We start from the raw sequence: 23351 nt of genomic DNA, 5'->3' as shown, positions 1-23351 counted from the left end.
GCCGCGCCCGATTCGATGAAGCAGGCCTGTCCATGAGCGCCTCCGCTATGGCCACCGTGCCCCCCTCGTCGCTGAAAAACGAATTTAAGGCAGCCAAGGCCCAATTGCTTAAACGGTTCGCGCAGGCTGGCAAGGTCGACACGCTCATGCGCTCGCTCGCGCGGCTGGTCGACGGTGCGCTCGTCGATGCATGGCAGGCGTGCGCGATGCCGCCAGCATGGACACTGCTTGCTGTGGGCGGCTACGGGCGCGGCGGGCTGGCGCCGCATTCCGATATCGACATCCTGGTACTGCTCAACAACGAGCCCGACGAAAACTTGCGGGCCAGTATAGAGCGCTTCATTGGGCTGGCGTGGGACCTGGGGCTTGAACTAGGCAGCAGCGTGCGCACCGTCGAGCAGTGCATCGACGACGCGCGTCAGGACGTCACCGTGCAGACGTCGCTGCTCGAAGCTCGCCGGATCATTGGTAGCATCACGCTGCAGCAGGCGTTCCTCGCGCGCTTTGACGAAACGCTCGATCCGCGTGCGTTCTTTACCGCAAAGATGCTCGAGATGCGCCAGCGGCACGCAAAATTCCAGGACTCACCCTACAGCCTCGAGCCGAACTGTAAGGAAAGTCCCGGGGGGTTGCGTGACTTGCAGTTGATCCTATGGATGACGCGCGCCGCCGGCTTCGGCAACAGTTGGCAGGAGCTTGAGGCGCGCGGGTTGATCACCGTGCGCGAAAGCCGCGAACTGCGGCGCAACGAGCAATTTTTGAAAACGCTGCGCGCCCGGCTGCACGTGCTCGCCGGACGACGCCAGGACCTTCTCGTGTTCGACTTGCAAACCGCGCTGGCCGAGGCATTCGGCTACCGGTGCACGCGCGAGAAGCGCGCCAGCGAGCAATTGATGCGGCGCTACTACTGGGCCGCCAAGGCGGTCACACAGCTGGCCACCATCCTGATTCAGAACATTGAGGCGCAACTTTTCCCGCGTACCAGCGGCGTCACACGCCAGTTGTCCGAGCACTTCGTCGAGAAACAGGGCATGCTGGAAATCGTCGACGATGATGTGTTCCAGCGCGCGCCTAACGCGATTTTGGAGGCATTCCTACTGTACGAGCAGGTGCGAGGGATCAAAGGTCTGTCCGCCCGGACACTGCGCGCGCTGTACAACGCGCGGGAGATCATGGACCGGAGATGGCGCTGCGACCCGCAAAACCGCCGCTTGTTCATGGAGATCCTGAAGCAGCCGGAAGGTATCACGCACGCACTGCGGCTGATGAACCAGACGAGCGTGCTTGGGCGCTATCTGCTCAATTTCCGCCGCATCGTCGGTCAGATGCAGCATGATCTGTACCATGTGTACACGATCGACCAGCACATCCTGATGGTGCTGCGCAATATCCGGCGCTTCGCGATCGCAGAGCATGCGCACGAGTATCCATTCTGTAGCCAGTTGTTCGCCAACTTCGACCGACCGTGGGTGCTGTATATCGCCGCGCTATTCCACGACATCGCGAAAGGCCGCGGCGGCGATCATTCGAAGCTGGGCATGGCCGACGCCCGACGCTTTTGCCGCGAGCACGGCGTTGACCCTCAGGATGCCGCGCTGGTCGTGTGGCTCGTCGAACATCACCTGACGATGAGCCAAGTCGCCCAAAAGCAGGACACGTCCGACCCGTCCGTGATCGGCCGTTTCGCCGCCCTCGTGCGCGATGAACGCCGGCTCACTGCACTCTACTTGCTGACCGTGGCGGACATCCGCGGCACCAGCCCGAAGGTCTGGAATGCGTGGAAAGGCAAGCTGCTCGAAGACCTGTACCGGATCACGCTCAACGTACTGGGGGGTGCCCGGCCTGACCAACACGCCGAGCAGCGTGCGCGCAAAGACGAAGCGCTCGCGCTGCTACGGCTGCAAACGGTGCCGGACGGCGCGCATCAAGCGCTATGGGACCAACTCGACGTTGGCTACTTTCTGCGCCATGATGCAATCGACATTGCATGGCAGACCCGCGTGCTTTACCGGCATGTCCATTGCGCGACTCCGATCGTGCGGGCGCGCACCTCGCCAATCGGTGACGGATTACAGGTGCTCGTCTACTTGCAGGACCGGCCCGATCTGTTCGCCGGCATCTGCGCGTATTTCGAGCGCAGCAGCCTGTCCGTGCTCGATGCGCGGGTGAGCACCACGCGGCATGGCTACGCGCTGGACAACTTCCTGGTGCTCAGCACCGACGAACGCGTGCACTACCGTGACATCGCCAACCTTGTCGAGCAACAACTCGCAGCACGGCTCACCTCGCCCGACCTGTTGCCCGAGCCGATCAAGGGCCGCATGTCACGCCTGTCACGCGCCTTCCCGATCACGCCGCGCGTCGATCTTCGCGCCGACGAACAGGGCCAGTACTATTTATTATCGATCTCCGCCAACGACCGGCTCGGGCTGCTGTATGGGATCGCGCGCGTGCTGGCCGACCATCGTGTCGGCGTGCGGGCCGCCCGGATCAACACGCTCGGCGAGCGGGTCGAGGACGTCTTCCTGCTTGATGGCAACGGCTTGATTGACAGCCGCAAGCAAATCCAACTTGAAACCGAACTACTGCGCGCGATCGCAGTTTAAATCTTATGCGCGTAAAGCTTACCGCGAAACATCCTCGACCGGACTCGCCGTCGCGACAGCCGGTGCGACCCGGCGCGAAGCGCGACGCAATCCGGCGCATCGCCGCGCAGGCACCGCGGGAAGGCCGCGACGCCGACCAGCGTGCGCCGGCTGAACGTCGCCCCACCCCCCGCCCGGCCACGCCCGCCGGCGGTCACACCACGACAGCCGGCAAGCGGCACAAAAGCGTGCACGCCGACAAGCCGGGCAACGCTGCCGTGCCGCGCCGAACGGCGGCCGCGGCGCCTGCCCGTGCGGACTCCGACGACCGATCTAACGCGCGCGACGCTCGGCGCGCGCCCGCGTTGCCGGGCGCTGCGTCGACGCCCAGGCCGACCTCCACATCATCAACATCATCATCGACTTCGCCCTCACCGGATCGACGACGCGCGTCGGCGCGCCGTCTCGCCACCGCGCCGACGCAAGCGCCTCGCGCCAAGCGGCAAGATGAGGTGGCCGCCGGCAAACTGTTCCGGGGCACGGATCGCGGCAGTCGCGAGCGAGGCGGCGGCGCACGACAGGCCGAGCGCGCGCCAACGGACCGGGCGCGTGTGTCGCGTCCGCACGCCAACGCGAGCATACCGCGCCGCGACATCCGCCGCGGGATCGAAGCCGATGTGCCCGGCCAGATGCGGTTGTCGAAGCGGATGTCCGAACTCGGCCTGTGCTCGCGCCGTGAAGCCGACGAATGGATCGAGAAGGGCTGGGTCCGCGTCGACGGACAGATTGTCGACACGCTCGGCGCGAAGGTCACCGCTACACAGCGCATCGACGTACTACCCAACGCACGCGCGGCCCAAGCCCGGCAAGTCACGATCGTGCTGCACAAGCCGGTCGGATACGTCTCCGGCCAGCCGGAAGGCGACTACCCTCCTGCCGTCGTGCTCATCACGCCGGCAAATCGCTGGAGCGACGATCCCGCGCCCACGCGCTTTTCCGCCACCCATCTGCGCTCGCTAGCGCCTGCCGGCCGGCTCGACATCGATTCGACCGGCTTACTCGTGCTGACGCAGGACGGCCGTATCGCCAAGCAGTTAATCGGCGAACAGTCCGAGGTTGAAAAGGAATACTTGGTACGCGTGCGCTACGGCACGCACACGCAGCAGGTGGAGCGCTATTTCCCTACCGATAAGCTGGCGCAACTACGCGAAGGATTGTCGCTGGACGGCGTGCGGCTCAAGCCGGCGCAGATCGATTGGCAAAACGGCGAGCAGTTACGCTTCGTGCTGCGCGAGGGCCGCAAACGCCAGATCCGCCGCATGTGCGAATTAGTCGGCCTGGAGGTCGTCGGCCTGAAACGCGTCAGAATAGGCCAACTGGTGCTTGGCGCACTGCCGTCCGGTCAATGGCGCTACTTGCGCACGGACGAGCACTTTTGAGGCCGCTGGCGCCCGTCGACGACGCGGGCCTGTGTCAATCGTCAGACAAAGGATCTAGGTCCGGAAACAGCACTTCAGTGAAACCGAAGTTCGAAAAATCGGTAATCCGCATCGGATACAGCCTGCCGATTAAATGATCGCACTCATGCTGCACTACCCGCGCATGAAACCCTTCGGCGATACGGTCGATCGGCCGGCCGTACGGGTCATGACCTTCATACCGGATCATCGACAGGCGGCTGACAATGCCCCGCAGCCCCGGCACCGACAGGCAGCCTTCCCATCCCTCTTCCATGTCCAGCGAAACGGGGGTGATCATCGGGTTGATCAGCACGGTCTCCGGTACGGCCGGCGCATCCGGATAGCGTGCGTTCCGCCCGAAGCCAAAGATCACGACCTGCAGGTCCACGCCAATCTGCGGCGCGGCCAATCCCGCGCCGTTGGCCGCACGCATCGTCTCGAACATGTCTTGGACCAGTTGATGCAATTCCGGCGTATCGAACTTGTCCACCGGTTTCGCAATGCGCAACAGACGCGGGTCGCCCATTTTGAGAATGGCGTGGATCATTGCTATTTACCCTCTAAAAGTCTACGCATCCCTTCTTCGTCCACGATCGAAATGCCCAACTCCTCGGCCTTCGTCAGCTTGCTGCCCGCGTCGACTCCGGCCACCACGTAATTCGTCTTCTTCGACACCGATCCGGCGACCTTCGCGCCGGCAGCCTCCAGCATCTCCTTCGCTGCGTCGCGGGATAGGGTCGGCAACGTACCGGTCAACACCACCGTCATGCCGGCAAGCGGTCCGGCCGGTTTCCGCGGGGCCGGCGGCCCCTCGAGCCATTGCACGCCGGCTGCACGCAGTTGCTCGATCACCATCCGGTTATGCGGCTCTGAGAAGAAATGGCGAATCGCCTCCGCAACCACGGGGCCGACATCGTTGACCTCAAGCAGCGCCTCCTCGCTGGCGTCCATCAACGCATCGAGCGAGCCGAAATGCCGGGCCAGGTCCCTTGCGGTCGCCTCGCCCACGTGTCGAATACCCAGCGCATAGATAAACCGCGGCAATGTCGTATGTCGCGCGCGTTCCAACGAGTCAATCAGGTTCTGCGCGGACTTGTCCGCGAAACGGTCCAGTTGCGCCACCGTCGCAAAGCCGAGGCTGAACAGGTCCGCAGGCGTACGGATCAGGCCCTGCTCGACCAATTGATCGATGATCTTCTCACCAAGCCCATCAATGTCGAGTGCGCGCCGCTGCGCGAAATGCCACAACGCCTGCTTACGCTGCGCGGCGCAGACCAATCCGCCCGTGCATCGCGCGATCGCCTCGTCCGGCAGCCGTTCGATTGCGGAGCCACAGACCGGGCACTGGATTGGCATCGTGAAAGGCCGCGCATCGGCCGGCCGGCGCTCCTTGATGGCACCGACCACTTCCGGAATCACATCGCCAGCGCGGCGCACGATGACGGTGTCCCCGATCAGGATATCCTTGCGACGGACCTCGTCTTCATTGTGCAGCGTCGCATTGGTCACCGTGGCGCCACCGACGAACACCGGCTCGAGCCGCGCAACGGGCGTGATCGCGCCGGTACGGCCGACCTGCACCTCGATCGCCAGCAGCCGGGTCAGCGCTTCTTCGGCCGGAAACTTGTGCGCCAGCGCAAAGCGCGGCGCACGGGACACGAAACCAAGCCGGTCTTGCTCGTCACGCCGGTTGACTTTGTAGACAACGCCGTCGATGTCGTAGGGCAGCGACGCGCGGCGCGCGCCCACGTCGCGGAAGAACGCGAGCAGTCCCGCCGCGCCGCGGACCACCGCCCGCTCGTTGTTCACCGGCAAACCCATGCTGGCGTACCAGTCGAGCAACGCCGAATGCGTGTCCGGCATCGGCACGCCGTCGAGCACGCCGATGCCGTACGCGAAAAACGACAATGGGCGCTTCGCGGTGATCCTCGAATCAAGCTGCCGGAGACTGCCAGCCGCCGCGTTGCGCGGGTTCGCGAATTCACGCTGGCCCGCCTCGCGCTGCCGCTCGTTGAGTCGCTCAAAATCGCGCTTGAACATCAGCACTTCGCCGCGCACATCGATCACTTTCGGCACCGCGTCGCCGTGGAGCGTCAAGGGCAGTGACCGAATGGTCCGCACGTTCGCGGTCACGTCCTCGCCCGTCGTGCCGTCGCCACGCGTGGACGCTTGCACGAAGCGGCCGTTCTCATACCGTAACGAGATTGCCAGGCCATCGAACTTGAGCTCGCACGCGTATTCGACGTCACCGTGCTGCAGCACATCACTGACGCGCTTGTTGAATGCATCGACGTCGCTGTCCTCGAACCCGTTGTTCAGCGACAGCATCGGCACGTCGTGAACGATGGGCGCAAAACCTTCGGCGACCGCGCCACCGACACGTTGCGTGGGCGAGTCGGGTGTGATCAGATCCGGATGGTCCGCCTCGATCTGCTCGAGTTCCTTAAACAACTTGTCATACTCGGCATCCGGGATCTCCGGTCGGTCGAGCACGTAATACGCGTGATTGGCGCGATCGAGCTCCGTGCGCAGCCAGGCGGCGCGCTCGGCCGGACGGTCGGCGGAGGACGGAAACATCATGCGTGACATCAAAATCGGTTTTTCATGGTGAAATTATCGCAAGAAGCCGCACGCGGCGGCATCCGCCGGAAGCGCTATTACAGAACGACAGCGTAAAAAAACCCGGCGCCATGCACCGGGCTCGCGCAGGTGCCGCGCCGAGCACCTCTTCACCGACTGGCGGCGGGCCAACGGCCGCCAGCGCGCCGATCCGATCAATTGCTGAACAGCCGTCGGGTCGCCGGCGAGCCGGCGGGAATACCTGCCTGTTCCAGCTTCGCGTACAACGTCATCAGTTGCGTATCGATCGCCGCCAGCGCCGTCTCGGGCAGCGGCCGACGCTGATCGTCGACGACCCGAGCGCCGATGCGCTGCGCGAGCGACTTCGCGTAGTCGCACATCAGCCGGAACGGCAAGATGTCCTCGTCGGCCACCGGCACGTCCAACAGCAGCGTGATCATCGTGCCGCCCTTGTATGTCAGGTCGTCACGCAGGAAATTGGTGTCGCCGAACTGCAGCATGAACACCGGGCTCTGCTTGGCGTCGAGCTTGACGAACCGCGTGCCGTCGCGCGACAGCAACAATCCGTCCTGCGATGCGACGGCCTGCACATAGTTAGCCGACCACGGCGCGCCGTCGGACAACACGTTGACCGACAATTGGGCATCGCATTGCGCAGCGAACCCGTCCAGTTCGCGCGCCATCGACACCGTTTCCATCATGTCCGGAAATTCGGGCGCGCCATCCAGCGCATCGGCGAAAGCCTGCACGCCGGACACGAACTCCGAAAATTCCAACTCGTTCAGTGGCCCGTTGCGGTTAGCCAGTTGCACCGCCGCGCGCAACTCGTGGTACCGGCCACCCGGCTGCAGCAACGCCCAGTGCGCGCCACCTTCGGCCTTGCCCTCGATGAACACCGGCTTGCCGCCGGCACGCCGCAACCGTTGCGCGAGCGGCAGCACCTTCTCGGCGGCAACGGGCGCTGTGATGCGGATCGGTACCACGCAGTCGATACGTCGATCCACGAGCGCCGGCGGTGCGGCGTTGATCGTCGTCGCAGCCGGCATGATCGGCTCCGGCTGCCCGTCGTCCACGGCGGGCGGTTCGCCCTGCGCGGCGCCGCCGCCATCGCCGGCTCCGTCCGCCTGCAATTCGACCGGCGTATCGGGCGCCGCCGACGGTCCGAAACTCGGTTCACGGCGCGCCCCGGGCTGATCTGCGCCAAACCCGGGTTCGCGGCGTGCGCCCAGCGCCGCGGGCTCGATAAACGGCTGTTCCTCATTCGCGTCAGGCCCACGCGCCAGCTCCGCCGCAGCCTCGTCCGGCATCGGCCGGGGCATTCTGCGGCGTACCTTAGCCGCCTGCCACGCGTTATACGCGACCACGCCGGTCACCACCACTGCGCCCGCACCGATTAATCCGAGCGTCAATTCATCCATGCAGACTCCATCAGCAAAGCTTATTTGTGTTGCTGTCCATTACCCGGCGTTCTGCGCGAAGCCCGCGGCCGTTTCCATATCGACCGCGACAATCCGCGACACGCCTTGTTCCTGCATCGTCACGCCGATCAACTGCTGAGCCATTTCCATCGCGATCTTATTATGCGAGATGAACAGGAACTGCGTCTTGTCCGACATCGCCCGCACTAGGTTCGCGAAGCGTTCGGTATTGGCGTCGTCCAGCGGCGCATCGACCTCATCCAGCAAGCAAAATGGCGCCGGATTGAGCTGGAACATCGCAAACACCAATGCCGTCGCGGTCAACGCCTTCTCGCCGCCAGACAGCAGGTGGATGGTCGAATTTTTTTTGCCCGGCGGCTGCGCCATCACCTGTACGCCGGCATCGAGGATCTCCGTGCCTGTCATCATCAGCTTGGCTTGCCCACCGCCGAACAAGCGCGGGAACAGTGCGCCGAAATGCCGGTTGACCTCGTCGAAGGTGCCCTGCAACAGCGCTCGCGTCTCCTCGTCGATCTTACGGATGGCGTTCTCGAGCGTCTCGATCGCATGCTGCAGGTCGGCCGACTGCGCATCCAGGAACTGCTTGCGTTCGCGGGCCGCGCTCAGTTCGTCCAACGCCGCCATGTTCACCGGGCCGAGCGCGGTGATGGCATGATTGATCCGCGTCACCTCGCCCTGCAGGTACGATGGCTTCATGTCCGCGCCGAGCTTGGCTTGCAACGCCCCCTCGTCGACGCCGGCTGCCTCCAATTGCTCGCCAAACTGCTCGCGATTAAGCCGTGCCGCTTGCTCCTTAAGCTGCAGCTCGGTAATCTTGTCGCGCAGCGGCTGCAGCGAGCGCTCCACCGCCAGGCGCTGCTCGTCGGCCTGCCGCAATTGACCGGTCAGCGCATCGAGTTCGGCGCGTGCCGCCTGCAGCGCCTGCTCGCGCTCGCTGCGCAACGCCAGCGCTTGCTGCAACCCGGTATGGGCCGTTTGCTCGTTGATCGTCTCCAGTTCGGCGCGCGCCTCTTCCAGCGCACCGGCGACCCGCTCGTCCTGCTCCAGCGCGACTTGGATGCTGCGCGTGAGTTCGTCGATACGAGCCGCGACATTACGCTGCGCATAGACCGCATCCTGCGCCGCGCGCTCCAACTCCCGTGACTTCTGGCGTGCGTCTGACAACGTCTCTTCGAGCGCCTCGAACGCCAACTGCCCTTCTTCGAAGCGCGCCTGCAACTCGGCCAGCTCGGTGTCGAAACGCTCGAAATTGCTTTCCGACTCACTGCGCAGTGCCCGTTGCTCGTCGATCTGCGCGGCAATCTCGTCGAGTTCGTCGCCGATCTGCGCGCTACGCTGCGTGTAGCGCTTATGCGCCTGGGTCAGCTTGAGCACGTCCAGTTGCAATGCATGCACTTGCTGCGTCGCGCGTTCGACCTGTGCCCGCGCGTCGGTCAACGCCTGCGTCGCCTGCGTATGCGCGGCCTCGGCGCGCACCGCGGTGCCGCGCGCTTCATCCGCCAATAACGCCTGAGCGCGAACCTCGCGCCCGAGATTGTCGATTTCCTGTTGTCGTGCAAGCATGCCGGCCTGCTCGGAATCGGCTGCGTACAGTTGCACGCCGACGCGGGTGACCAGATGGCCGGCCTGGACAACGAAGCATCCGCCATCTGGCAGCTGGGTGCGCGCGGCCAGTGCGTGGCTGAGATCGTCGGCCACGAACGCATTGGCGAGCCAGTCGCCGAGCACCGCGCGCAGTCCCGGGTCATCGATGCGCAGCAGCGCCAGCAACGGCCGCAGTCCGGTCGGCGCCTGCAGCGGCTTGCCGGCCGGCGGCGGCGCATAGAACGCGAGTTTGGCCGGCGGCGCGTCGGTGGCAAATGCGTTGACCCAGTCCAGATTCGAGACCTCGAGCGCGGCCAGTCGCTCGCGCAGGACCGATTCCAACGCTATTTCCCAACCGGGCTCAATGTGCAGCTTCTTCCACAGGCGCGGCAGCGCGGCCAGTTCGTGCTTGTCCAGCCACGGCTGGAGCTTGCCCTGGGTCTGCACGTTCTGCTGCAACTGCTTGAGCGCGGCCAAGCGTGCCTCGAGCTGGTGAATCCGCGCGTTTTCCTGTTGCACGCGCTCCTGCGCGGCGCGGCGCGCCTCGTCTAGCTGCGGCGCCTGCTGTTGCGCGTCGGCGAGCCGCTGCTGCGCATCGTCCAGAATCTGCTCGTGCTCGGCCAACTGCATGCGCAGTTCCTCGAGTTGCGCCTCATCCGGCGCGTCCAGCCCCTGCCGCTCGCTCCTCAGGCGCTCCAGCCGCACCTGTAACTGCTGCAATTGCTGGTCGGCGTTACGCTGATGCGCCGCTTCTAGCTTCAACGCTTGTTCCGCTTGCGCGATCGCGCCCCGCTCGTCATTGAGCTTAGCCTGCGCATCGCGCCACCGCGCTTCCAACGCCGGCAGCGCATCGTTTTGCGTAGCCGCCTCGTCCTGCGTGCACGCCGCTCGCTCCTCGGCTTCGGCAAGCAACGTGTGCGCGTCGGCCAACTCGTCGCGCGCCTTCTCGGCCTGCCGCTGCCACTGATCTCGCTGCGCGGTGAGCGCCGCGATCTGGCTCTGCGCACGATTGCGCGACTCGACGATAAATTTGATCTCCGCTTCCAGCCGACTGACCTCAGCATTGGCCTCGTACAGTGCCCCTTGCGCGCCCTGCATCGCATCACTGGCCGCGTAGTGCGCGACACGCATCGTCTCTAGTTGCGCCTCGACTTCGCGCAGCCTCGCCGTCTGCGCTTCGAGCTCGACCTGCGTGGCGCTGATCGCTCGCTGCTGGCGCTCCTGCTCGGCTTGCGCTTCGTTCTTGCGCAGCAGCCACAGCAGGCGCTGCTTTTCCTCACCCTCGGCCTGCAACGCCTTGAACTGCTGCGCGATCATGGCCTGCCCCTCGAGCTTGTCCAGGTTCGTGCCAAGTTCACGCACGATATCCTCGACGCGCGTCAGGTTGTCACGCGTATCGTGTAGGCGGTTCTCCGTCTCCCGGCGCCGCTCCTTATACTTGGACACGCCGGCCGCCTCCTCCAGAAAGACGCGCAACTCCTCGGGTTTGGCCTCGATGATCCGCGCAATCATCCCTTGGCCAATGATCGCGTACGCGCGCGGGCCCAGGCCTGTGCCCAGAAAAATGTCCTGGATGTCACGCCGGCGCGCTGGCAGGTTGTTAATGTAGTAGCTGGACGTGCCGTCACGCGTGAGCACGCGCTTGACCGCAATTTCCGCGTATTGACTCCATTGGCCCGCCGCCCGCCCGTCGCCATTGTCGAACACCAACTCGACGCTAGCGCGACTGGCCGGCTTGCGTGCGGTCGAGCCGTTGAAGATCACATCCTGCATTGATTCGCCGCGCAACTCGGACGCGCGTGATTCGCCGAGCACCCAACGCACCGCATCGATGATGTTTGACTTGCCACAGCCATTGGGGCCGACAACGCCAACGAGTTGGCCCGGCACCTGGAAATGAGTAAGATCGACGAAAGACTTGAAGCCAGCGAGTTTGATCGAGGTCAGACGCACGGCGATATTCGCTGTTCTAGAGAGAGATTGCATGGAGTCCGTGCGGCACGCATGCGGCCACCGGACGTTCGGAGCCAATCATACCATCGCCCGTTGGCGCTCCAAACCCGCTTGGGCCGTTCGTCACGTCGGCGTGTCGTGCCAGGGCACGCCCGCGCGCGCAGGCACGCTATAATTGTGCGTTTGCGAATTAACCCGCGTTCAACGCGGCGGCCGCGTGCACCGACGCGGCGGCACTTGTCCCCGCTATCGACATGGCGGCCCAACGCCGTGCCCGACGCCGCCATAAAGGCCTGCCAGTGAATCCGCGTCTCGACCTGCTGCAACCGTATCCATTTGAAAAGCTGCGCGCGCTGTTCGACGGCGTGACGCCTTCGCCGACCCATGCGCCGATCAGCTTTGGTATCGGTGAGCCGAAGCATCCAACGCCGGCGCTGGTTCGCGAGGCCGTTTGCGCATCGCTCAATGGATTGGCGTCGTACCCCGCGACTGCCGGCACGCCGCCGTTGCGGCACGCGATCGCGACGTGGCTGCAACGCCGTTATGGATTGCCGGCGGTAGACCCGGCCACCAACGTGCTGCCGGTGGCCGGCTCACGCGAGGCGCTGTTCGCGTTCGCGCAAACGGTCGTCGACGCGCGCCGCGCAAGCGACGCGGGCGGGCCGCCAGTCGTGCTGTGCCCGAATCCGTTCTATCAGATCTACGAAGGTGCGGCGCTACTCGCCGGCGCGCAACCGTACTACGTGAACAGCGATCCGGCCCGCCACTACGTATGCGATTACGGCACGGTGCCACAGGATGTCTGGGCACGCACGCAGCTGCTGTACGTGTGCTCGCCGGGCAATCCAACCGGGGCCGTGTTGGGCCTGGACGATTGGCGGGAGATTTTCGCGCTGTCCGAGCGCTTCGGTTTCACGATCGCGTCCGACGAGTGCTACTCCGAAATCTACTTCGACGAACGCAACCCGCCGCTCGGCGCGCTGCAAGCCGCCCACGCATTGGGCCGCGGCTTCGAGCGCATCGTGATGTTCTCCAGCCTGTCCAAGCGCTCGAATGTGCCGGGCATGCGCTCTGGGTTTGTTGCCGGCGACGCGTCGATCCTAAAGCGCTTCCTATTGTTCCGCACTTATCACGGTTCGGCATTGAGCCCCGTCTACCAGGCTGCGAGTATCGCTGCGTGGGGCGACGAGCAGCACGTGCGCGACAACCGCCGGCAGTACGTCGAGAAATTCGGCACCGTCACCCCGATGCTGGCCGACGTGCTGGATGTCGCGATGCCCGACGCGGGGTTTTACCTGTGGGCGCGGGTTTCGCGCACCGGGTTGGACGATTGCACATTCGCGCGGCGCTTATACGCCGACTATAATGTCACCGTCCTGCCGGGCTCCTATCTCGCGCGCACCGCGCACGGTGTCAACCCGGGACGCGACTACGTGCGCATCGCGCTGGTCGCGGACAGCGCCGAATGCATCGAAGGCGCGCGGCGCATCGTCCAGTTCTGCCAAAGCCTGTAGCACGCCGACGCCTGCCGCACGGCGCGCACGCATGGCATCCATACCAACCACACTCGAGTCATCAAGTCATGTCGCAACCATTGCAGCAGATCATCGACACCGCCTGGGAAAACCGCACCGAGCTGTCACCGAAGTCCGCCCCCGCCGACATCCGCGAGGCTGTCGCGCACGTGATCGGCGAGCTGGATCGCGGCACGCTTCGCGTGGCAGAAAAGAAGGAGGGCGACTGGGTCGTCAACCAATGGCTGAAAAAGGCGGTGCTGTTGTCGTTCCGACTCGAAGACAATGCGCCGATGGCCGCCGGTGGCTACTCGCAGTTCTACGACAAGGTGCCGTCCAAGTTCGCGAACTACACGCCCGAGGACTTCGCCGCCGGGGGCTTTCGTGTCGTGCCGCCGGCGATCGCGCGCCGCGGCTCGTATATCGCGAAGAACGTCGTGCTGATGCCGTCGTACACCAACATCGGTGCATACGTCGATGAAGGCACGATGGTCGACACGTGGGCCACCGTCGGCTCGTGCGCACAGATCGGCAAAAACGTTCACTTGTCCGGCGGGGTCGGCATCGGCGGCGTGCTCGAGCCGCTGCAGGCCAACCCGGTGATCATCGAAGACAACTGCTTCATCGGCGCGCGCTCCGAAGTGGTCGAGGGCGTGATCGTCGGGGAAAACTCGGTCATCTCGATGGGCGTCTATCTCGGCCAAAGCACGAAGATCTATGATCGCGAGACCGGCGAAGTCATGTACGGCCGCGTGCCGCCGGGCTCCGTCGTCGTGGCCGGCAACCTGCCGTCGGCTGACGGCCAATACAGCCTGTACTGCGCGGTGATCGTTAAGAAAGTGGATGCCAAGACCCGTTCGAAGGTCGGCATCAACGAACTGCTACGGGGCGACTGAATGGCCAGCAGCAAGTCACGCGGCAACGTGCTGACCGTCTACGGGATCCCGAACTGCGACACTGTGAAGAAGGCGCGCGACTGGCTCGACGCGCACGGTGTCGCGTATGCGTTCCACGACGTCAAGAAGGCCGGCGTCGACGCAGCATTGCTGCGCGACTGGCTCGCCCAGGTGCCGCTGGACACGCTCGTGAACCGACGCGGCACCACATGGCGCGCGCTCAGCAAAGCGCAAAAAGCGGCGGCCGGCACGACTGACGGCGCCATCGCATTGATGATCGACAAACCGTCGGTAATCAAGCGTCCCGTGGTCGTGACCGACGACGGCATCAAGGCGGTCGGCTTCTCAGCCGACCAGTATCAAACGCTGTTCTGACCTTTCCTGCCCATGAGCCGCACGCTTGCCCTGACCGAAGCCCTGATCAGCCGTGCGTCCGTCACACCCGAGGACGAAGGCTGCCAGGCATTGATGACCGAGCGCCTCGTGGCGCTCGGCTTTCACTGCGAAACCATCGCCGAGGGCGGTGTCACCAACCTGTGGGCGCTCAAGCGCGGCGCTGACGGCCCGGCAGGCAAGCTGCTAGCGTTCGCCGGCCATACCGATGTGGTGCCAACCGGGCCGCTCGAGCAATGGAGCAGCGATCCATTCGTTCCGGTACAACGTGACGGCCGACTGTACGGGCGCGGCGCAGCTGACATGAAGGCGTCACTGGCCGCCTTTGTCGTCGCGGCCGAGGAGTTTGTCGCCGCCTATCCGCGGCACCGCGGCTCGATCGGCCTGCTGATCACCAGCGATGAGGAAGGACCAGCGCGCTATGGCACGGTCAAGGTGGTCGAGCGGCTTGAAGCGCGCGGCGAGCGCCTGGACTATTGCGTGGTCGGCGAGCCCACCTCCGGCGAGCGCTTTGGCGACACGGTGAAGAACGGGCGACGCGGTTCGCTGTCTGGCACGTTGACCGTGCGTGGCATACAGGGTCATATCGCGTACCCGCATCTGGCCAAGAATCCGGTGCACCTGCTCGCGCCCGCGCTGACTGACCTCGTGCGCGTGGCATGGGACCAGGGTAACGAGTACTTCCCGCCGACCACGTGGCAAATATCCAACCTGCATGCGGGAACTGGCGCGACCAATATCATCCCGGGCAGTGCAAACGTCGATTTCAACTTCCGCTTCTCGACCGCGACGACGCCCGACGAGTTGAAAGCGCGTGTGCATGCGATCCTCGATGCCCACGGGCTGGACTACGAATTGACGTGGAACCTGAGCGGCATGCCGTTCCTGACACCGCGCGGCGACCTGTCCAACGCGCTTGAGCAGGCGATCGAGGCCGAGACCGGCATACGCCCCGCACTCTCGACCACCGGCGGCACCTCCGATGGCCGCTTCATTGCGCGGATCTGCAAGCAAGTCATCGAGTTTGGCCCGTGTAACGCGTCGATCCACAAGGTCGATGAACATATCGAGTTGGCCCACATTGAGCCACTGAAAAACGTATATCGGGGTGTACTGGAGCGTCTCGTCGCATGACGTACAGGACGGTTGGCGCCACCGTGGCGGCGCCAACCCCAGCCCGGTCCGACGCCGCCGCGCCCCCTCCTACCCGCCAACGTCCAACCCGGCGCTCATGCCGTCGCTTACCATGAATCACTCGTTTTCGACCGTCCGCGACTTGCTACGCTACGCGGTCACCCGCTTCAACCAAGCTCAATTGGCCTTCGGCCACGGCAACGCAACCGCTTATGATGAAGCCGCGTATCTGGTGCTCCATACGCTGCACCTACCGCTCGACACGCTGGACCCGTTCCTCGATGCACGTCTGCTGGACGACGAAATCGGCGCGGTACTCGACATCATCGAGCGGCGCGTCACGCAGCGGTTGCCGGCCGCCTATCTGACACACGAAGCTTGGCTACACGGCTATCGTTTCCATGTCGATGAGCGCGTGATCGTGCCGCGTTCGCTCATCGGCGAGTTGCTGCTCGAGCGGCTGTCGCCGTGGATCGACGCGCCCGACGAACTGGGCGCGGTGCTCGAGTTGTGCACCGGCTCTGGCTGCCTGGCGATCATGGCAGCCGACGCGTTCCCCTGCGCCGACATCGACGCGGTCGACCTGTCGGCGCACGCGCTGCAGGTGGCGCAGCACAACGTCGATGACTACGACTTGAATGAGCGGATCATGCTGTTCGAAGGCGACCTGTTCGAGCCGCTGCCGCCACGCCGGTACGATTTGATCATCACCAATCCGCCGTATGTCAACGACGAATCGATGCAAGCGTTGCCCGCCGAGTACTGCCACGAACCGAGGATCGCGCTCGCCGGCGGCAGCGACGGCATGGACATTGTGCGCCAGATCATCAGCGCCGCGCGCGACTGGCTGACCGACGACGGCCTGCTGGTCGTCGAGATCGGCAACGAGCGGCGCCACGTCGAAGCCGCGTTCGGCGGCCTGCCGCTGACGTGGCTGCCGACCCATGCCGGCGACGAAAGCGTCTTTTTGCTGCGGGCGGCAGACCTGCCGCGTCGCAAATCATGATGCAAGACAGCCCTGTCGTGATACAGCACCGCTGAACAAAAGACACAACCGCACGCTGCGGCGCCACATCGCCCCGATACATGCGTCGTTGCGGCGTGCACACCACATCGGCACTGCCGAAAAAAGGCCATGACAGGTAAGATGCAACGCATGGCGCACTGCGCGAGCCGTCATCGGCTCGCTTTCCCGCATGCAACTGGATTGGCTCCATCTCGGTACATGGGTCGCTTGTGCGCATGTGCTCGGCGTCATCGCCGCCTGCCATGCGATCCTCCACACGCGTACGTCGCAAGGGGCGATCGCGTGGGCGGTTTCGCTCGTCGCGATGCCCTATCTGACGCTGGTTCCGTACCTTTTCCTGGGGCGTAGCCGTTTCGAGGGTTATGTCGACGCGCGACGCGTCGAGTACGAGGCGATTCGGGAGCGGCATTTGGACCTGGTCAGCGACATCGGCACGCAATCCGACGCGCTGGACAGCGCGCCGGTCGGCAAGCTGGGCGTACAGACGATCACCGCACTGTCGTCGCTCGCGCGCATGCCGTTTTTGGCCGGCAATCACGTGCGCACGCTGATCAACGGCGAAGCGACGTTTGCGGCAATCTTCGACGCCATCGACGCGGCACATCACTACGTGCTCGTCCAGTTCTTCATCATTCGGGCCGACACAGTCGGCGACATGCTGCGCGATGCACTGCTGGCCAAGGCGGCACAAGGGGTGCAGGTGCATTTGCTGTATGACAGCATCGGCAGTATCGACCTGCCGGTGGCCTACGTCAGCGCGCTACGTGCCGGCGGCGTGCAGGTGCATGCGTTCGCCACCAACCGCCGCTTCGTCAACCGCTTCCAACTCAATTTCCGTAATCACCGCAAAATCGTCGTCGTCGATGGCGAACGCGCATTTATCGGCGGCCACAACGTCGGTATCGAATACCTGGGTGGCAAACCACCGTTATCGCCGTGGCGTGATACGCACCTTGAAGTGCGCGGGCCCGTGGTGAAGCAAATCGAATTCGTGTTCGTCGAGGATTGGTTTTGGGCCACGCAGCGGCTGCCCCGTACTACGCCACCCATCCACCCGTGCGGTGGCAACATGCATTGCCAAGTCATCGCCAGCGGTCCGGCCGATCGCCAGGAAACCTGCTCGCTGTTCTTCGTCGCAGCGATTCATGCGGCACGCGAGCGTATCTGGATCACCAGCCCTTACTTGATCCCTGATGAGGCCGTATTCGCCGCCCTCAGGCTCGCCGTGATGCGCGGCGTGGACGTGCGCGTGCTGATTCCGTCGCGCCGCGATCATATCGTCGTTTTTGAAGCCTCCCGACTGTATGCACATGACATGGTGCATGCGGGCATTCAGGTCTTCCGCTATCGGCCCGGCTTCCTTCACCAAAAGGTCGTGCTAATCGATTGTGTCGCCGCCGCGATCGGCAGTGCGAACCTCGATAATCGGTCATTTCGCCTGAACTTTGAGATCATGCTATTGACTGTGGATTCCACGTTTGCCGCAAAAGTCGCGGCCATGCTCGAGGCCGATTTCGCGTTGTCTGATCCGGTCCAAGCCAGCGAATACGCACGCACGCCGGCGTGGCGGCGCATGGCGATGCACGTCGCGCGGCTGTTCGCGCCAATTCTATAGCAGCGCAGGCTCGATACGATGACCGAGTGCCGCTTGCACCTTTAAAGCTGTACTGTTTTTGCTGGTAATACATGTTAGCGCTCGCAGACAGCGTTGCGGTCCAATATTGGTACGGAATCGAATACAGCGCGTGGCACCCATACAACCCGATTCGCTTGTCGCCCAAGCTCAAGCCCCAACACAGACTGTTGTTACCGCGAACCTACCCAGAATAGGATTGGGCTGACAGCTTACGCTCTCACGCCACCCGCGGGAGCGGTCGGTCACAGCGAACAAAGCAGGCGCTGCGGCCATTCAACAGAACGATATTGAGCAGAATGAAAAGGGTTACGGCCGGTCGCGTATTCGCGATCTTCTACAGACCCCTTCCCTGCGTCCCGACCATGTCTGCTACGAGGATGATTTCGATGAGACGGATCGCGGCCCAAAGCGCTAGCCCACTCGTATATATTGGTACGAGCAGATTAGCGCGCCCGGGCCGCGCGTTGTCAGTTGCGCACCTGGATAATGCCCTCGGACGTGGCACAGCCAATCATCCTCATGCGCAATGAAAGCTCGTCTTTAAGACGCCGATTCACGCGCTTTTTCGCATTTCAGCACGACGAGGCCATTAATACCGCCAGTTTGCGGCAAATCTGCCGCGTAGGCGAGCGCAATATAGGGCTGCGTAACCTCCGCACCCATTGCAATACTAACTGTGCTCAATCCCTGGCGCACCGACAGACGTCCCAGCGTCAAGCCGCCCATGGCGATCGCATAGTTCTGGTCACTGCCAATCGAAACGTCGAGTGCCACGTTGGCGAACTGCAGCGTACCCAAGTCCAGCGTGCCCACTGCCGAGTTCAATTTCCCCGACGGCACGTTGCCCGCCAGTGAAGTCGGTTGCGTTGCATGCACCATCCGGCACGACAGGGTACCCGCGCTTCTCGTCAGGGTCAACGGATTGCCCACCGCATACACAGCACCCTGGTTTTCATTATAAGCATCGCCGAGAGAATTGCTTCCGTCTGACCATCGGCCGATCGCCACTACACCGTCGGATCCGGCGACATCTTCAACGCGCCCCATATGCGAAAAGACCTCTCCAGTCGTCCGAAAACCGGCAAAGATGCCTCCTTCACCGCTGTTTGCAAAAGCGGTAAAGGCTCCGTTAGCGTCCTGTGTCAGTAACGAACGGTCGACGCTTGACGAGGCAATGAGGCGTCCAGCACTCAGCGACGCAGCGGGCTGCATCGCCGATGCAAAAAGCACGGAAACTTTGCCGTCTGTTCCTTTGACCTCGGGCGCATAGCCTCGGCTGTTGCCCTGTGCCTCTTTTACTCCAGCGTTCCCGCTGGAGTCGCCACCGCCCCCACACGCCGAGACCAACACCGCGCATAGTAATGCGGGCAACGTAAACTTCATGATGTTTCTGTGCATTTTTTCTCGATCTAACTGATTCAAATTACGTCTTTTATGTCGCGGAGTTTCACAACATGATCGCAAGTATTCCTCAAAGACGAGATGGACAGCAATGTGCTTATCTTATAAAAATCGGACAATATCCATAATACATAGCTATCCTGATCAATAGGAAGGCAGAATTAACCCCTTTTAAACCTTGATGGCTCGTCTTTAGAGAGCACGCGACCGACGCGGATGTTCGAGCCACATCGTCACGGGTTACGTTGTAAATTGTCCACACGAACTGGCGGATTGACGAAAAAAATATCTGTCTAAATTAAGTTGGTTATTGAGTCAACGGTAATGAAATATATCTGCCAATGCAGTGCATCCACGGATGATCTCAAGCCGCCTTAAGTTTGAAACCCTCAATCGACGCGTATAACAAGTTACCTGCTGCGCCATGGCTGTGCCGCAGCCGACGCCCGCTCGACCATCGCCGAGTTCTGCTGCGTGACCCGATCCACCTGTACAACGGCAACATTGATCTGCTCAATGCCGGCCGTCTGCTCATTGTATGCGGCCGAGATATCCCCGCTTGGGCAGCCTCGGCGGCTGCGTTGGGTGCGCCAATGACCACGGCATCACGCGCGTTCGTCGCGAGTGCGCCGCACTGTCCTGGTGAACGCTTGCATGCTGGCCGCCGTTTCCTGCCACGATGCCGCCTACTGCTGCGTACGCGCTGATAAATTGAGCTTGCCTGCCGACACCTATGCACCGGCTCGTGCGGCTAAATGCAATGGCCCCCATAGCCCGCCCGGAGGGAAACGACGTCAGCACGATACTTACGATGGAAGCGCGGCGCGCACGCGCCTTAGCCTGTATGGAAGCCGCAGCACTCTATGCTGCATAGTCTGAGCCGCATTTGCCGGTAAGGTGGCCGGTACGCAATCGACGCGAGGCACGACACGCTCGCCCGCGGCGAAACCATAATATGCTCGACTTAAACGCCTCCAGGCCTTTACGGTGACCCTGACATGCGCGGCCGGAAACCCCGTGATCATCGCGCATCGCCATCCGGCAAAGTGCACAACAACGTCGCATATTGCTCGTCGACGACCTATCCCACCGCTTCAAACACGCACTCGCGCCGACCCAACGTCTAGGGGATCTTGCTGCATTGCAACGCAACCTTGCATTCCGGCACTTAGGCCTTGACCTGAAACAGGTGTTCGAAACCTCCCGCTCATTGGCCACATCACCCTCTAGCGCCATGTCGTATACATGGATCAACTGGTTCAACGGGCCAATCCATACACGGCGCTGCCGAACACCAACAGTAGGAACGTGGCGGCCAACAGCAATTTCAATGCTTGTTCAGCATGCCCTTGCTCCAAAATTCATGCCAATACCTACACATTTGATTGCATTGTTAGCACAAATCGGCCCATCGGATCAATCTTCGAAATGCCGACATGACCGTCCTTTGGCGGCGTGGTCCCAGATCACTTTAGTGTCACGCCGCAAAGTGTTTGCCGAACCGCAATCTTTTCCTGATAGCTATGCGTTGGCCGCCAGATTTATCATTGCACAAGCCATCCGCGCGAAACGCCGTACTTTTTGCCACTTACCATTAAGGCTGTCTGGTTCATCGAATGGCCAGACACAGAGTAGCGTGCAGCCCTGCCGGGTGGTCAGGTCCGGGGCAGGCTGCCGCCGAGCTTGCGTTTTGACGGCTTCGATCCGTCCAAACCGAACCGCCACACGCAGCGCGCGACCCGCGTCAGCTGCAAAGAAAAGGAGAACCGATGAAAAAGCGAGCGATGACCATTGTGGCCTTCAGTGGCCTTGCCGCGAATGCCGCTTGGGCACAGAGCAACGTCACGTTATATGGGGCCGTGGACAACGGAATTGGCTATCAAACTAGCCAGACAACACCGGGCTCGGTCAATGGCGGACGCTCGGCCATCAAGATGGCTCACGGTATCTGGTTAGGCAACCGCATCGGCTTCAAGGGCAACGAAGATCTTGGCGGCGGACTCAAGGCCCTATTCACGCTGGAAGCCGGCTTCAACGGCGCAAATGGTGAAACCCTATTCGAAAAAAACGCTCAGTTCGGTCGGCAGGCATTTGTGGGTATCGCGCATCCTGAGTTCGGAACCGTGACAGCGGGCCGCCAATATACAGCCTATTACACATTGCTCTCGCCCTATAGCCCGGCGACGTGGCTCACGGCGTACGGCTCGCACCCGGGTGACATCAGTTCCCTGAATCTGGCGTACCGCACGAACAGTTCGATTGTCTATATGTCCCCCAACCTCAATGGATTGAAGTTCGGAGGATCGTATGCATTCGCGGGCGTGCCCGGAAGTGCGTACCGGGGTTCGACATGGAGTGCAGGCGCGCAATATATCAACGGACCGCTCGGTATCGCTGCGGGATTTCAACGCATCAATAACGCCGCCGTCGGCGGTGGCACATGGGATTTGCAATCGGCGACCAACTCTAACGGCAAGCCCCCCGTGTCGGCAATTAACTATGGGTACCAAACTGCGCAAGCACAACAACGCGTCGGCGTGACAGGCGGGTGGCAATTCGCGCCCGAATTCGATATTTCGCTCTCTTATACGAACACACAGTACGTGCCAGGTATTCTGTCGAGCTTTCGTAACCAGGCCGTATTCAATGCGGCGGGTGTAGTGCTGCACTGGAAGCCAAGCCCGGTGTGGGACCTCGCTGCCGGCTACAACCATGCGCGCGCAAGTAAGGCCAACGGAATCGAGCACGCAGCGCGGTATAATCAGTTTAACCTGTCGCAGTACTATAGCCTGTCAAAGCGTACCGGCATCTACATGGTACAGGCTTACCAGCGCGCAAGCGGCAATACGTTTACCGTGGCACCGGACGGCACCACGAGCGTGGTCAAGGCCACTGCGTCGATCGGCGATGCGATGAACGCTGCGCCCTCGTCATCGCAGAGTCAGTTTGCCGCCGCCGCGGGGATCGTGCACCGGTTCTAAATTGTCGCGGTCTCAATCGAAGCGCTAACAGCTGCTCGTTAATGGCAGCAGCGGCGCACACATGGCTGCGTGTCCGCGTGGACACGCAGCCACACAGAAAGCTGCGTTCATGATCCACCCATGGTCTCGCCATCCGCTAGTCGATGGATAGGGGCCCCTTGGTCGAGGGCACCCTCCCATCACGTGCGTCGGCCGACCAATATAAGAAGACGCACCGGCACGTATGTCGACAAGTTCAATTCAGCCGCGTCAAAGCAACTTCTCAATATCCGGCTCGATCGCGTCAGGTTTAGTGACAGGCGCATAGCGCTTGACCGGCCTGCCTTCACGATCGATTAAGAACTTGGTGAAGTTCCACTTGATCGCTTCGGTCCCGAGCACGCCGGGGGCTTCCCCGGTCAGATAGCGATACAGCGGGTGCGCATGGGCGCCGTTTACATCGATCTTGTCAAACATCGGAAACTTGACCTGATAGTTTTTCGCACAAAATGCGCCGATCTGTTGCGCGTCGCCCGGCTCCTGCTTGCCAAACTGGTTACACGGAAAGCCCAGTATCTCCAGGCCACGCGCCGCATATCGCTCATATAAGGCCTGCAAACCCGCATATTGGGGCGTAAACCCGCATTCGCTGGCGGTGTTGACGATCAGCAGGACCTTGCCGCGGTAGCGCTCCAGTGAAATGTCGTCGCCCTGCAGCGAGCGCGCGGAAAATGAATAAAGCTGGCTCATCCGGACTCCTTGTACACACACGAGGTAATACGCGCAGTG

The 23351-nt window shown here is 62.6% G+C and carries 15 protein-coding genes; 9 read left to right on the top strand and 6 right to left on the bottom strand.

The annotated features are described in order from the left end of the window. Nucleotides 1–32: 32 nt before the first annotated feature. A complete protein-coding gene (locus KQH60_RS07115) occupies nt 33–2606 on the top strand; it encodes a [protein-PII] uridylyltransferase (protein WP_237575803.1) in 2574 nt (857 codons plus the stop codon). Nucleotides 2607–2611: 5 nt separating this feature from the next. Continuing rightward, a complete protein-coding gene (locus tag KQH60_RS07110) occupies nt 2612–4024 on the top strand; it encodes a pseudouridine synthase (protein ID WP_237575802.1) in 1413 nt (470 codons plus the stop codon). A 34-nt stretch (nt 4025–4058) separates the two neighbouring features. Here the strand turns inward: KQH60_RS07110 and def are convergent, their stop codons facing one another. From def to smc, 4 genes are all read right to left on the bottom strand, one after another. After that, nucleotides 4059–4592 carry a peptide deformylase gene (def, locus tag KQH60_RS07105; RefSeq protein WP_237575801.1) on the bottom strand — a complete coding sequence of 178 codons (534 nt, stop codon included), beginning with the start codon at nt 4590–4592 and terminating at the stop codon, nt 4059–4061. Between the two features lie 2 nt (nt 4593–4594). After that, nucleotides 4595–6634, bottom strand: a complete 2040-nt coding sequence (gene ligA / locus KQH60_RS07100; protein ID WP_237575800.1) for an NAD-dependent DNA ligase LigA — start codon at nt 6632–6634, stop codon at nt 4595–4597. 185 nt (nt 6635–6819) lie between these two features. Then, nucleotides 6820–8043: a cell division protein ZipA C-terminal FtsZ-binding domain-containing protein gene (locus tag KQH60_RS07095; RefSeq protein ID WP_237575799.1), complete on the bottom strand. Its 1224-nt coding sequence runs from the start codon at nt 8041–8043 to the stop codon at nt 6820–6822. A 39-nt stretch (nt 8044–8082) separates the two neighbouring features. Then, entirely contained in the window at nt 8083–11601 is a 3519-nt protein-coding gene (gene smc / locus KQH60_RS07090; protein WP_237575798.1) for a chromosome segregation protein SMC, read from the bottom strand. A gap of 254 nt (nt 11602–11855) precedes the next feature. Here smc and dapC point away from each other — a divergent pair, with 254 nt between their 5' ends. The 6 genes from dapC to cls all read left to right on the top strand — a co-directional run bounded on the left by dapC (nt 11856) and on the right by cls (nt 18180). Further along, on the top strand, nt 11856–13115 hold the full coding sequence (gene dapC / locus KQH60_RS07085; protein ID WP_237575797.1) for a succinyldiaminopimelate transaminase: 1260 nt from the start codon (nt 11856–11858) through the stop codon (nt 13113–13115). 68 nt (nt 13116–13183) lie between these two features. Further along, a complete protein-coding gene (gene dapD / locus KQH60_RS07080) occupies nt 13184–14011 on the top strand; it encodes a 2,3,4,5-tetrahydropyridine-2,6-dicarboxylate N-succinyltransferase (RefSeq protein ID WP_237575796.1) in 828 nt (275 codons plus the stop codon). Then, nucleotides 14012–14386 (top strand): ArsC family reductase, encoded by a 375-nt coding sequence (locus KQH60_RS07075; RefSeq protein ID WP_237575795.1) that lies wholly within the window; start codon nt 14012–14014, stop codon nt 14384–14386. It abuts the gene before it with no gap. A 12-nt stretch (nt 14387–14398) separates the two neighbouring features. Continuing rightward, on the top strand, nt 14399–15538 hold the full coding sequence (dapE, locus tag KQH60_RS07070; protein ID WP_237575794.1) for a succinyl-diaminopimelate desuccinylase: 1140 nt from the start codon (nt 14399–14401) through the stop codon (nt 15536–15538). A 112-nt stretch (nt 15539–15650) separates the two neighbouring features. After that, a complete protein-coding gene (prmB, locus tag KQH60_RS07065) occupies nt 15651–16544 on the top strand; it encodes a 50S ribosomal protein L3 N(5)-glutamine methyltransferase (RefSeq protein WP_237576082.1) in 894 nt (297 codons plus the stop codon). Between the two features lie 190 nt (nt 16545–16734). After that, entirely contained in the window at nt 16735–18180 is a 1446-nt protein-coding gene (cls, locus tag KQH60_RS07060; RefSeq protein WP_237575793.1) for a cardiolipin synthase, read from the top strand. A 561-nt stretch (nt 18181–18741) separates the two neighbouring features. On the opposite strand, the gene KQH60_RS07050 is transcribed toward cls, so the two are convergent. Continuing rightward, nucleotides 18742–19623: a hypothetical protein gene (locus KQH60_RS07050; RefSeq protein ID WP_237575792.1), complete on the bottom strand. Its 882-nt coding sequence runs from the start codon at nt 19621–19623 to the stop codon at nt 18742–18744. Between the two features lie 1748 nt (nt 19624–21371). Between KQH60_RS07050 and KQH60_RS07045 the strand changes: the two genes are divergently transcribed. Further along, on the top strand, nt 21372–22583 hold the full coding sequence (locus KQH60_RS07045; RefSeq protein ID WP_237575791.1) for a porin: 1212 nt from the start codon (nt 21372–21374) through the stop codon (nt 22581–22583). A gap of 249 nt (nt 22584–22832) precedes the next feature. Here the strand turns inward: KQH60_RS07045 and KQH60_RS07040 are convergent, their stop codons facing one another. Further along, entirely contained in the window at nt 22833–23312 is a 480-nt protein-coding gene (locus KQH60_RS07040; protein ID WP_237575790.1) for a glutathione peroxidase, read from the bottom strand. Between the last annotated feature and the right edge of the window lie 39 nt (nt 23313–23351).

Source organism: Mycetohabitans sp. B8 (genome assembly GCF_021991875.1).
Lineage (GTDB): Bacteria > Pseudomonadota > Gammaproteobacteria > Burkholderiales > Burkholderiaceae > Mycetohabitans.
Note: the sequence above shows the minus strand (reverse complement) of the source record. Positions and strands in the feature narration are given on the sequence as shown.

Excerpts from the sequence above, each read along its gene's own strand:
- KQH60_RS07115 (WP_237575803.1), top strand. The coding sequence starts at position 33 with ATGAGCGCCTCCGCTATGGCCACCGTGCCCCCCTCGTCGCTGAAAAAC.
- KQH60_RS07110 (WP_237575802.1), top strand. The coding sequence starts at position 2,612 with ATGCGCGTAAAGCTTACCGCGAAACATCCTCGACCGGACTCGCCGTCG.
- def (WP_237575801.1), bottom strand. The coding sequence starts at position 4,592 with ATGATCCACGCCATTCTCAAAATGGGCGACCCGCGTCTGTTGCGCATT.
- ligA (WP_237575800.1), bottom strand. The coding sequence starts at position 6,634 with ATGTCACGCATGATGTTTCCGTCCTCCGCCGACCGTCCGGCCGAGCGC.
- KQH60_RS07095 (WP_237575799.1), bottom strand. The coding sequence starts at position 8,043 with ATGGATGAATTGACGCTCGGATTAATCGGTGCGGGCGCAGTGGTGGTG.
- dapC (WP_237575797.1), top strand. The coding sequence starts at position 11,856 with ATGGCGGCCCAACGCCGTGCCCGACGCCGCCATAAAGGCCTGCCAGTG.
- dapD (WP_237575796.1), top strand. The coding sequence starts at position 13,184 with ATGTCGCAACCATTGCAGCAGATCATCGACACCGCCTGGGAAAACCGC.
- KQH60_RS07075 (WP_237575795.1), top strand. The coding sequence starts at position 14,012 with ATGGCCAGCAGCAAGTCACGCGGCAACGTGCTGACCGTCTACGGGATC.
- dapE (WP_237575794.1), top strand. The coding sequence starts at position 14,399 with ATGAGCCGCACGCTTGCCCTGACCGAAGCCCTGATCAGCCGTGCGTCC.
- prmB (WP_237576082.1), top strand. The coding sequence starts at position 15,651 with ATGAATCACTCGTTTTCGACCGTCCGCGACTTGCTACGCTACGCGGTC.
- cls (WP_237575793.1), top strand. The coding sequence starts at position 16,735 with ATGCAACTGGATTGGCTCCATCTCGGTACATGGGTCGCTTGTGCGCAT.
- KQH60_RS07045 (WP_237575791.1), top strand. The coding sequence starts at position 21,372 with ATGAAAAAGCGAGCGATGACCATTGTGGCCTTCAGTGGCCTTGCCGCG.
- KQH60_RS07040 (WP_237575790.1), bottom strand. The coding sequence starts at position 23,312 with ATGAGCCAGCTTTATTCATTTTCCGCGCGCTCGCTGCAGGGCGACGAC.